Genomic DNA, 12,241 nt, shown 5'->3' with positions numbered 1-12,241 from the left:
AACGCTCACGCCGGCGGGAGAAAGGTGCCGTGGCCTTCCGTCTCTGCCTCCGCCGCATGCAAAGGCAGCTCGACGATGAAGGCAGCGCCCGCGCCCGGCGCGCTCTCGACGCGGATGGTGCCGCCGTGGGAGGTGACGATCCACCGGACGATGTAGAGGCCGAGGCCGAGGCCGCCGAAGTTGCGGACGGAGACGGCGCGCTCGAAGCGCTCGAAGATCCTGGCCTGATCGGCCTCGGCGATCCCGATGCCGTGATCGCGGACGACGAGCAGCGCGCGGCCTTCCAGGCCGCGCACGACGACGTGAATGGGGGCGCCTGCGCCGTACTTGAGCGCGTTGGACAGGAGGTTGATGACGACTTGCTCCACGCGAGAAGCATCCCAGTTGCCCACCACGGGCTCGTCCAGATCGAGCTGGATGCGGCAGCGGGCGTTCGCGAACTGCTGCCTCATTCGCTCGACGGCCTCACGCGTCAGGGCGGCCAGATCGACGGGCGCGCGCGCGAGGGTCAGCTGGCCGGCGTTGAGGCGGGTGACGTCGAGCAGCTCGTTGACCAGGTGGGCGAGGCGCGCGATCTGGCGGTTGAGGAGCTGGAGCGCGGCGTCGATGCGCTCGGGAGCGACCTCGGCGCGCTGGAGGCGGGGCAGGAGCCGGGCGAGGAGGTGAGCCTGCATCTTGAGCGAGGTGAGCGGGGTCTTGAGCTCGTGCGAGGCGACGAGGAGGAACTCGTCGCGGCGCTCGATCGCCACCTGGGCCTCGGCGAACAGGCGGCTGTTGTCGAGGGCGAGCGCCGCACGGAGCCCGAGCTCCTCGGCGACCCACAGGTCGGCGGGGCCGTAGCGGCGCCGTGGCGCGGTCGCCAGCAGGGTCATGACGCCGAAGCGCCGGTCGCGCGCGAGGAGCGGGACGCGGAGGAAGGAGTGAACGCCGAGCGGCTCGAGGAGGGGCGCGGCGCGGACGTCGCCTATCTCGGGGCGCTCCGGCGAGGTCGCTGCGAGGGGCCGCAGCGCGTCCATCACTGCGCCCGCGAGCTCGGCCGGCACGCCCGCGGTGACCGTCCGCCCCGGGGCGTCCTGGGCGAGGTCGACGTCGATGACGCATCGGTCGGCCAGCTCGGGCACGGCGAGCTGCGCGACGCTCTCGAGGGTGGCGCCGTAGCCGAGGGCCATGAGCTTGCGGCTCGCCTCGGCGAGGAAGCGCTCGGCGAGCTCGGCGCGCTTGCGCTCGGTGATGTCGGTGGAGATGCCGCACAGCACGCCGGGCATGACCTCCTCGCCGAGCGGGAACTTGACCGAGAGGAAGGTGCGCGGCCCGTCCTCCATCATCACCTCTTCCTCGAACTCGAGCGGTTCGCCCGAGTCGAGCACTCGCCGATCGTGATCGCCGATGATCTCGGCGAGCGCAGCAGGCAAGAGCTCGGCGTCGGTCTTTCCGAGGAGCTCATGGCTCGGCAGGCCGGCGACGTCGCTCGCCTGGCGGTTGACGCGCAGATACCGACCTTCGCGATCCTTGAGGAAGATGGCTGCGGCGGAGTTGTCGACGATGGCCTGCAGCGTGGCCTGGCTCTCGCGGAGCTCGCGCTCCGCCCGGCGCCGCTCGGCGTTCTCCTGCTCGATGTCGGTGTAGAGCATGGCGTTCTCGAGCGAGATGGCCGACTGCGAGGCGAGCAGCTCGAGCACGGTGAGCCGCCCGGGGGTGAACGCGCCGGTGACGAGGTTGTTCTCGAGGTAGAGCAGGCCGAGCAGCCGCGTTTGCCGCACGATCGGGAGGCACAGCACCGACCTCGGCCTCTTGCGGCCGAAATGCTCGTCTTCCGAGAACGGGTGCCGCCCGGAGGCGTCGTCGAGCAGCACGCGCTCGTGGCTGCGGAGGACATAGTTGAGGATGGATTGCGGCAGCGCCGCCAGGGCCTCGCCCGCGTCGAGCAGCCGCGCGGCGCTCCCCGACGCGGTGATCGCCGCTGCGGTCGACACGCGATCTTCCCGGACCAGGAGCGCAACCCCCTCTGCGGCGCCCGCGTGCTCGACCACGATGCGCAGCAGCGTCTCGAGCAGGCGGGGGAGCTTGAGCTCACCGGAGATGCCCTGAGAGGCCTTGACGACGGAGAGGACGTCGAACTGCTCGGCCCGGACGGCGAAGGTGACGGTGGGGGCGATCGGCTTTCGCTCGACGAGGGAGGGATACCGCTGGTCGAGCTGCTCGACCTTGGCGTGCGCGCCCCAGCGGAAGTAGGCGGCCCGCGCCCGCTGCAGGTGGGCGACGGCGGGCGTGGACAGGCCGCGGTCGAGGTAGAAGCGGGCGGCGAGCTCGCAGGCGATGGCCTCGTGCTGGACGAAGCCGCCCTCTTGCGCCGAGGAGATGGCTTGCTCGTAGAGCCGGATGGCCTCGGGCTCGCGCCCGAGGAGCCGGGCGATCTCGGCGCGGACCAGCGTGTGTTTGTGGAGGTAGTTGTCGGGGCCGCTCGCGGCCCACACGCCGAGCTGCCGCTCGCACGCGAGGAGCCCTTCGGGGAGCTCCCGCTCTGGCGAGGCCGCCGCGTCGCGCGCGTCGTCGAACGCCGCGGCGAGCGCGAGCGCGTGAACATAGAAGGTCTCGGGGATCTCGGCGCACGCGTCCATCCTCCAGTCGTAATCGACGACGACACGGGTCGACGCCGCGAGCGCCTCCGCGGGAGAGCCGAGGAGGAACAGCGCCTGCGCCTTCAGGCTGTAATACAAGCTATGAGCTCCGTACGAGGATCCCGGAGGCAGCCGCGCCTCGAAGGCCTCCTGATCCAGCTCGGAGCCATCCAGCATCGCGTAATGGACCGGCCTCCCGCGCAGCGTCTGGATGAGGTGCCGGACGCTGAGGAGGATGCCATGGATGAACGCGTAGCCGGCCTTGCGCACGAAGCCGAGGCGCTCCTCGGTCAGGTGGAGGACGTCCTCCAGCGCCTCCCCGCAGAGCAGGGGGAACACCGACGCCCAGACGCAATGGTAACATGCGTTGTTCAAATCGCCGCACTCCACGGCGGCGTTGAAGCCGAGGCGATTGTAGGGGTAGGTCTCTCTGTAATGGCGCGTCCAGAAGACGGTCAGCTGCCCGAACAGGAAGAACACGGTGGGCTTCGTGGTGAGGTGCTCGCTCCTCTCCGCGAGGTCGTAGCCGAGCTTGCCGAACAGGTAAGCCTCCTTGTATCTCCCGAACCGCGGGCCGAGCACCCGCGCGAAGGCGGTGTACGCATGGGCGGAGCTCTCGGCGTTGCCATGGAGGAGGCTGAGCGTGACCATGCGCTCGAGGACCACGTGATGCAGGTTCTGGTCCACGAAATACGCAGCGACGGACACGCTCTTCAAGATGCTCATCGCGATCTTGATCTCCGGGTGCGTCATGGGGGGCAGGTGGATGAGGCCCTCGATCGCCCGGTCGCCCAGGGCCTTCCATACGCTCTCGGTCTCTTCGTCGATGCGCGCGTCGGTGAGGTGGTTTGGCAGATGGATGTCGCAAGAGCGCAGGAAGGAGAGACCGAGCTCCACGGCGCGGGCGCTCTGCCCGCGGGTCACGTGCAAGGCGACGGCGAGCTCGACGACGGAGGCGCGCTCGATCCTGGTCATCGAGCGATCCGTGAGCTCCTCGAGCAGCCGCTCGGCTTCATCGAAGCTGCCGAGGATGTACGCGCAGCGCGCTCGCTCGAAGCTCAGGGCGTGGGTCAGCGCGTACTGCGTCTCCCAGCGTTCCTGGGGCTCGTCCGCGAGGAGTGCCATGCCGGCGGCGAAGAGTGCGGCGGCGGACTGGAAGGCGGCGGCGGCCTTGGCCTTCCTGCCGGCGCGGAGGTTGAGTGCGGCGAGCTCGTCGCGCTCGGGCCGGGAACGGAGGAGCGTGGCGCCGCGGTTGAGGTGGCCCACGATCTCGAACAGCGTGTCCTCGCGCTCGTCCGGCCTCCGCCCCTTCAAGAGCAGCTGGCCGATCCGGAGGTGCACCTCGGCGAGCTGTCCGGCCGGGATGAGCGAATAAGCCGCTTGCTGCACCCGGTCGTGGAGGAAGCGATAGGCGCTGTCCCGTCGGAGCAGCAGCCCTTCCCGCGCGGCCTCCTCGAGCGCCTCGCGGAGCTCCTCCGCCGGCCGCCTTGCGACCACCGCGAGGGTGTCGAGGGTCAGGCTGCTGCCGAGGCAGGCGGCGAGCTTGAGCGCGTCGCGCGTCGGGACCGAGAGCCGATTGAGCTTGCCGACCATCAGCTCGACGACGTTGTCGGTGAAGCCCTTGTCGCGGATGGCGGCGATGTCCCACCGCCATGCGCCCTCGTCGGCGTCGAAGGTGATGAGCCCCTCGTCGTGCAGGGCGATGAGGAACTGGAGAACGAAGAAGGGATTGCCGCCGGTCTTCTCGTAAACCAGCCGTGAGAGCGGCTCGACCTGCGCTTCCGGTGTGCGGACCGTCTCGGCGACGAGCGCCCCGACGTGGGCGACGGAGAGCGGCTCGAGGACGATGTCGCCGACGGTGGCGCCGCGCTTCTGCACCTCGGCGAGGGTGAGCCGGAGCGGGTGCGCGGGGCCGACCTCGTTGTCGCGATAAGCGCCGATCAGCAGGAGGTGCGCGTCGCCGGGGAGGGTGGCGAGCTGTTCGAGCAAGAGGAGGCTACCGGGGTCGGCCCATTGCAGGTCGTCGAGGAAGAGGGCGACGGGGTGCTCCTTCCGGGCGCAGGCGGCGACGAAGCGCTGGAGCGTGGCGAGCAGCCGGCTCTGGGCCTCGGCGGGCGGGAGCTCGGGCACGGGCGGCTGCGGGCCGAGGAGGCGCTCGATCTCCGGCAGCATGTCGGTGAGCAGCCTGCCGTTCTGGCCGAGGGCCTCGCGGAGGCGCTCTTTCCAGCGCTCGACCTGCTGCTCGCTCGCGCCGAGGATCTCCTGCACGAGGTCCCGGAAGGCGTGAAGGAGGGGGCGGTAGGGGACGTCGCGCTTGAGCTGATCGAACTTGCCGCAGAGGAAGGAGCCGCGCTCGCGCAGGACGGGCCCGCGCAGCTCGGCGACGAGCGAGGACTTGCCGATGCCCGAGTAGCCCGAGACGAGCACGAGCTCTGGCCGGCCGCCCGCGACGACGCGCGCGAACGCGGCGCGCAGCGCCTCGATCTCGCGCTCGCGGCCATAGAGCCGCTGCGGGACCTGGAACCGGTCGGAGACGTCGCGCAGTCCGAGCGGGAAGGCCTCGATGGCGCCGCCCTGGCGCAGCTGGGAAAAGCACGTGTCGAGGTCGTGGCGCAGGCCGAGGGCGCTCTGGTAACGCTCCTCGGCGGCCTTGGAGAGCAGCTTGAGGACGACGGCGGAGAGCTGGAGTGGAATGGAGGGGACGAGCGCGTGGGGCGGCCGCGGCGCCTGGGCGATGTGGCAATAGACCCACGCGACGGGGTCGCTGGCGTGGAAGGGCAGGGTGCCAGTCAGCATCTCGTAGAAGGTGACGCCGAGGGAGTACAGGTCGGTCCGCTCATCGACGCGGCGGTTCATGCGGCCGGTCTGCTCCGGGGCCATGTAGGCGAGCGTGCCCTCGATGAGCCCGTCGTGCGCGAGCACCTGGGCGTCGCGGGGGGAGAGGGAGGCGATGCCGAGATCGGTGATCTTCACCTCGCCGGTGTCGGGGTTGTAGAGGAGATTCTGGGGCTTGATGTCCTTGTGGATGACGTGGTGCCGGTGCATCTCGGCAAGCGCGGCGGCGAGGCGGAGGGCGAGCGGGAAGAAGCGTTCGATCGACATCCCGCGCATCGGCCCATCGATGAACCGGTCGAGCGAGCGGCCGCCGAAGTCCTCGAGGACCAGCGTCACCTGGTCGCGGAACGGCTCGATCCCGTAGGCCCTGGCGACGACCGGCGAAGCGAGCGCCGTCGCGACCTCGAGCTCGTGCTGGAGCCTGCCGAGGGCGCGGGGGCTCGCGTGGTCGCGCCGCAGGGCCTTGAGCACCACCGGCCGGCCGTCCTCCTCGCGCCGCGCGCGGTAGAGGATCGTGTCCGCACCCTGGTGCAGCACCTCCAGCACGCGGTAACGTGGACTATGGGGCATAGGAGAATCTTTGAATCCGGGACGTCTGCGCCTTGCTGCGGTTCAACTTGGTACATTGCCAAAGGCGCTGCGACCCGTCACGAGCAAACGGCGCGGAGCTGCGCCGGCTTCGGCCGCCGGTGAACGCTCACGCCGGCGGGAGAAAGGTGCCCTGGCCTTCCGTCTCGGCCTCCGGCGGGCGCAAAGGCAGCTCGACGATGAACGCGGCGCCCGCGCCCGGCCTGCTCTCGACGCGGATGGTGCCGCCGTGGGAGGTGACGATCCACCGAACGATGTAGAGGCCGAGGCCGAGGCCGCCGAAGTTGCGGACGGAGACGGCGCGCTCGAAGCGCTCGAAGATCCTGGCCTGGTCGGCCTCGGCGATCCCTATGCCGTGATCGCGGACGACGAGCACAGCACGAGCGCCCTCGCGGCGCACGATGACGTGAATGAGGCCTCCCGCGCCGTACTTGATCGCGTTGGACAGGAGGTTGATGAGGACCTGTTCCATGCGAGACGGATCCCAGTGTCCCATCACGGGCTCGTCCAGATCGAGCTGGGTGCGGCAGCGGGCGTCGGTGAGCTGCTGGCGCATCCGCTCGACGACCTCGCGCGCCAGGGCCGCCAGATCGACGAGCGCGCGCGCGAGGGTCAGCTGGCCGGCGTTGAGGCGGGTGACGTCGAGCAGCTCGTTGACCAGGTGGGCGAGGCGCGCGATCTGGCGGTTGAGGAGCTGGATCGCGGCGTCGATGCGCTCCGGAGCGACCTCGGCGCGCTGGAGGCGGGGCAGGAGCCGGGCGAGGAGGTGAGCCTGCATCTTGAGCGAGGTGAGCGGGGTCTTGAGCTCGTGCGAGGCGACGAGGAGGAACTCGTCGCGGCGCTCGATCGCCACCTGGGCCTCGGCGAACAGGCGGCTGTTGTCGAGGGCGAGCGCGGCGCGGCTCGCCAGCTCCTGGGCCAGCCAGAGGTCCGCGGGGCGGTAATGGCGTCGCGGCGCGGCCGCCAGCAGGGTCATGACGCCGAAGCGCCGGTCGCGCGCGAGGAGCGGGACGCGGAGGAAGGAGTGAACGCCGAGCCGCTCGAGGAGAGGTGCGGCGCGGACGTCGCCTATCTCGAGCCGGTCCGGCGACGTCGCTGCCAGAGGCCGCAGCGCGTCCGTCACCGCGCCTGCGAGCTCGGCCGGCATCCCCGCGGTGACCGCCCGCCCCGGGGCGTCCTGGGCGAGGTCCACGTCGATGACGCACCGGTCGGCCAGCGCCGGCAACGCGAGCTGCGCGACGCTGTCGAGGGTGGCGCCGTAGCCGAGGGCCATGAGCTGGCGGCTCGCGTCGGCGAGGAAGCGCTCGGCGAGCTCGGCGCGCTTGCGCTCGGTGATGTCGGTGCAGATACCGCAGACCACGCCGGGCATGACGCTCTCGCCGAGCGGGAACTTGAGCGACAGGTAGGTGTGCGGCCCGTCCTCCATCATCACCTCCTCCTCGAACTCCAGCGCCTCGCCCGCCTCGAGCACCCGCCGGTCGTTGTCTCGGAGGACCTCGGCGTCCGCACCATGATAGAGCTCGGCGTCGGTCTTTCCGAGGAGCTCATGGCTCGGCACGCCGGCGACGCTCCCTGCGTGGCGGTTGGCGAGCAAATACCGGCCGTCGCGATCCTTGAGGAAGATGGCCGCGGCGGAGTTGTCGACGATGGCCTGGAGCGTCACCTGGTTGGCCTTCAGCGCCTGCTCCGCCCGGCGCCGCTCGGCGTTCTCCTGCTCGATATCGGCATAGAGCATGGCGTTCTCGAGCGAGATGGCCGACTGCGAGGTGAGCAGCTCGAGCACGGTGAGCCGCCCTGGGGTGAACGCCCCGGTCACGAGCCCGTTCTCCAGGTAGAGCACGCCGACCAGCCGGGCCTGCCGCATGATCGGGAGGCACAGCACCGATCTCGGCCTCTTGCGGCCGAAATACTCGTCCTCCGAGAACGGGTGCCTGGCCGTCGCGTCGTCGAGCAGCACGCGCTCGTGGCTGCGGAGGACATAGTTGAGGATGGATTGCGGCAGCGCCGCCAGGGCCTCGCCCGCGTCGAGCAGCCGCGCCGCACCCCTGGACGTCGCGATCGCCGCCGCCGCCGACAGGCGCTCTTCCCGGACCAGGAGCACGACCCCCTCTCCGGCGCCCGCGTGCTCGACCACGATGCGGAGGAGCATCTCGAGCAGGCGCGGGAGCTTGAGCTCTCCGGAGATGCCCTGAGAGGCCTTGACGACGGAGAGGACGTCGAACTGCTCGGCCCGGACGGCGAAGGTGACGGTGGGGGCGATCGGCTTTCGCTCGACGAGGAAGGGATACCGCTGGTCGAGCTGCTCGACCTTGGCGTGGGCGCCCCAGCGGAAGTAGGCGGCGCGGGCGTCCCGCAGGTAGGCGTCGGCGGGCGTGGACAGGCCGCGATCGCGGTAGAACCGGGCGGCGAGCTCGCTGGCGATGGCCTCGTGCTGGACGAAGCCGTTCTCCCGCGCCGAGGAGATGGCCTGCTCGTAGAGCCGGATGGCCTCGGGCTCGTGCCCGAGGAGCCGGGCGATCTCGGCGCGGACCAGCGTGTGTTTGTGGAGGAAGTTGTCGGGGCCGCTCGCGGCCCACTCGCCGAGCTGCCGCTCGCTGTCGAGGAGGCCCTCGGGGAGCTCCTGCGCCGGCGACCGCCGCGCTTCGTGCGGCTTGGGCGGCTCGGGCGCGCCACCGTCGGCGTCGACGAGCGCCGCGAGCGAGAGCGCGTGAACATAGCAGTTCTCGGCGATGAGCGCGTAGGGCTCGCTCCTGAAGGGGTGGTCGACGATCACGCGCGTCGCCGCGGCGAGCGCCTCTCCGTAAGAGCCGAGGACGAAGAGCGCCCGGGCCTTCATGCTGAAATGGAGGCCGCGGACGCCCCGCATATCCCCCTCGTCGAGCCGCGCCTCGAAGGCCGGCGGATCCAGCTCGGAGCCGTCGAGCGTGGAGAAGCGGACCGGCCTCCCGCGCAGCGTCTGGATGACGGCGTGGGCGCTGGCCAGGACGCCGTAGGCGAACGCGTAACCGGCCTTGCGCACGAAGCGGCTGCGCTCCTCGACCTCGTGGAGGACGTCCTCCAGCGGCTCGCCGGCGAGCAGCGGGAACAGCGGAGCCCAGATGCAGTTGAAGCACGCCGTGCGCATATCGCCGGACTCGACCGCGGCGCTGAACCCGGCGCGCGTGTAGGGGTACGTCTCCCGGTAGTGGCGTGTCCAGAAGACGACTTGCTGTCCGAAGAGGGTGAATACCAGCGCCTTCACGGTGAGGAGATCGCTCCTGTCCGCGAGGTCGTAGCCGAGCTTTGCGAACTTGTAGGCGTCGCGGTATCGCCCGAACCGCGGGCCGAACATCCGCGCGAAGGCCGCGTACGCGTGGGCGGAGCTCTCCGCGTTGCCGTAGCGCAGGCCGAGCTTCACCTGGCGCAGGACGATGAGGTAGTGCAGGTCCTGGTCCACGAAGATCGCGGGGCCGGCCACGCTTTGCAGCACGGCCATGACGACCTTGCACTCCGGATGCTCCATGGGGGGCAGGCGGATGAGGTCCTCGATCGCCCGATCGCCGAGGGCTTGCCAGAGGCTCTCGGTATCCTCCCTGACCTGTGCGTCGGTGGGGTGGAGTGGAAGATCGATATCCCGGGCGCGGAGCCACGCGAGCGCGAGGTCGACGGCGTGGTCGGAGCGCCCTCGGGTCTGATAGAAGCTTACGGCGAGCTCGACGACCGCGGCGCGATCGAGCTCGTTCCTCGCGTGCTCCAGGAGCTCCTCGAGCAGGCGCTCGGCCTCCTCGAAGCTGCCGGTGGCGTAGGCGGCGTGCGCGCGCTCGAGGCTCAGGGGGTAGGCCAGATCGTACCGGGTCTCCCAGCGCTCGCGGGGATCTAGCGCGAGGAGTGCCATGCCGGCGGCGAAGAGTGCGGCGGCCGACTGGTAGGCGGCGGCGGCCTTGGCCTTCCTGCCGGCGCGGAGGTTGAGGGCGGCGAGCTCGTCGCGCTCGGCCTGGGAGCAGAGGAGCGCGGCGCCGCGGTTGAGGTGGCCCACGATCTCGAACAGCGTGTCCTCGCGCTCGTCCGGCCTCCGCCCCTTCAAGAGCAACTGGCCGATCCGGAGGTGCACCTCGGCGAGCTGCCCGGGCGGGATGAGCGAATAAGCCGCTTGCTGCACCCGGTCGTGGAGGAAGCGATAGGCGCTGTCCCGTCGGAGCAGCAGCCCTTCCCGCACGGCCTCCTCGAGCGCCGTGCGCAGGGCCTCGGCCGGCCTTCGCGCGACCACCGCGAGGGTGTCGAGGGTCAGGCTGCTGCCGAGGCAGGCGGCGAGCTTGAGCGCGTCGCGCGTCGGGACCGAGAGCCGATTGAGCTTGCCGACCATCAGCTCGACGACGTTGTCGGTGAAGCCCTTGTCGCGGATGGCGTCGATGTCCCACCGCCATGCGCCCTCGTCGGCGTCGAAGGTGATGAGCCCCTCGTCGTGCAGGGCGATGAGGAACTGGAGCACGAAGAAGGGGTTGCCGCCGGTCTTCTCGTAAACCAGCCGTGAGAGCGGCTCGACCTGCGCTTCCGGTGTGCGGACCGTCTCGGCGACGAGGGCCCCGACGTGGGCGGCGGAGAGCGGCTCGAGGACGATGTCGCCGACGGCGGCGCCGCGCTTCTGCACCTCGGCGAGGGTGAGCCGGAGCGGGTGCGCGGGGCCGACCTCGTTGTCGCGATAAGCGCCGATCAGCAGGTGGTGCGCGTCGCCGGCGAGGGTGGCGAGCTGTTCGAGCAAGAGGAGGCTACCGGGGTCGGCCCATTGCAGGTCGTCGAGGAAGAGGGCGACGGGGTGCTCCTTCCGGGCGCAGGCGGCGACGAAGCGCTGGAGCGTGGCGAGCAACCGGCTCTGGGCCTCGGCGGGCGGGAGCTCGGGCACGGGCGGCTGCGGGCCGAGGAGGCGCTCGATCTCCGGCAGCATGTCGGTGAGCAGCCTGCCGTTCTGGCCGAGGGCCTCGCGGAGGCGCTCTTTCCAGCGCTCGACCTGCTGCTCGCTCGCGCCGAGGATCTCCTGCACGAGGTCCCGGAAGGCGTGAAGGAGGGGGCGGTAGGGGACGTCGCGCTTGAGCTGATCGAACTTGCCGCAGAGGAAGGAGCCGCGCTCGCGCAGGACGGGCCCGCGCAGCTCGGCGACGAGCGAGGACTTGCCGATGCCCGAGTAGCCCGAGACGAGCACGAGCTCTGGCCGGCCGCCCGCGACGACGCGCGCGAACGCGGCGCGCAGCGCCTCGATCTCGCGCTCGCGGCCGTAGAGCCGCTGCGGGACCTGGAACCGGTCGGAGACGTCGCGCAGTCCGAGCGGGAAGGCCTCGATGGCGCCGCCCTGGCGCAGCTGGGAAAAGCACGTGTCGAGGTCGTGGCGCAGGCCGAGGGCGCTCTGGTAACGCTCCTCGGCGGCCTTGGAGAGCAGCTTGAGGACGACGGCGGAGAGCTGGAGTGGAATGGAGGGGACGAGCGCGTGGGGCGGCCGCGGCGCCTGGGCGATGTGGCAATAGACCCACGCGACGGGGTCGCTGGCGTGGAAGGGCAGGGTGCCAGTCAGCATCTCGTAGAAGGTGACGCCGAGGGAGTACAGGTCGGTCCGCTCGTCGACGCGGCGGTTCATGCGGCCGGTCTGCTCCGGGGCCATGTAGGCGAGCGTGCCCTCGATGAGCCCGTCGTGCGCGAGCACCTGGGCGCCGCGGGGGGAGAGGGAGGCGATGCCGAGATCGGTGATCTTCACCTCGCCGGTGTCGGGGTTGTAGAGGAGATTCTGGGGCTTGATGTCCTTGTGGATGACGTGGTGCCGGTGCATCTCGGCAAGCGCGGCGGCGAGGCGGAGGGCGAGCGGGAAGAAGCGCTCGATCGACATCGGCCCATCGATGAACCGGTCGAGCGAGCGGCCGCCGAAGTCCTCGAGGACCAGCGTCACCTGGTCGCGGAACGGCTCGATCCCGTAGGCCTTGACGACGACGGGCGACTTCAGCGCCCTGGCGACCTCGAGCTCGTGCTGGAGCCTGCCGAGGGCGCGGGGGCTCGCGTGGTCGCGCCGCAGGGCCTTGAGCACCACCGGCCGGCCGTCCTCCTCGCGCCGCGCGCGGTAGAGGATCGTGTCCGCACCCTGGTGCAGCACCCCGAGCACGCGGTAACGTGGACTGTCGGTCATACAGGGAGGATGTCCAAAGCCGGATCGGCCTCCGAGGCACCCGGTCCATTCGTGA

At 70.7% G+C, this 12,241-nt stretch carries 2 protein-coding genes; both read right to left on the bottom strand.

From position 1 onward, the window contains the following. Positions 1-5: 5 nt before the first annotated feature. A complete protein-coding gene (locus WMF27_RS27045) occupies positions 6-6,023 on the bottom strand; it encodes an AAA family ATPase (RefSeq protein ID WP_437765986.1) in 6,018 nt (2,005 codons plus the stop codon). A gap of 127 nt (positions 6,024-6,150) precedes the next feature. Further along, entirely contained in the window at positions 6,151-12,186 is a 6,036-nt protein-coding gene (locus tag WMF27_RS27040) for an AAA family ATPase (RefSeq protein ID WP_437765987.1), read from the bottom strand. Positions 12,187-12,241: the final 55 nt, after the last annotated feature.

Source organism: Sorangium sp. So ce281 (assembly GCF_051527395.1).
Taxonomy (GTDB): domain Bacteria; phylum Myxococcota_A; class Polyangia; order Polyangiales; family Polyangiaceae; genus Sorangium; species Sorangium cellulosum_B.
Note: the sequence above shows the minus strand (reverse complement) of the source record. Positions and strands in the feature narration are given on the sequence as shown.

Excerpts from the sequence above, each read along its gene's own strand:
- WMF27_RS27045 (WP_437765986.1), bottom strand. The coding sequence starts at position 6,023 with ATGCCCCATAGTCCACGTTACCGCGTGCTGGAGGTGCTGCACCAGGGT.
- WMF27_RS27040 (WP_437765987.1), bottom strand. The coding sequence starts at position 12,186 with ATGACCGACAGTCCACGTTACCGCGTGCTCGGGGTGCTGCACCAGGGT.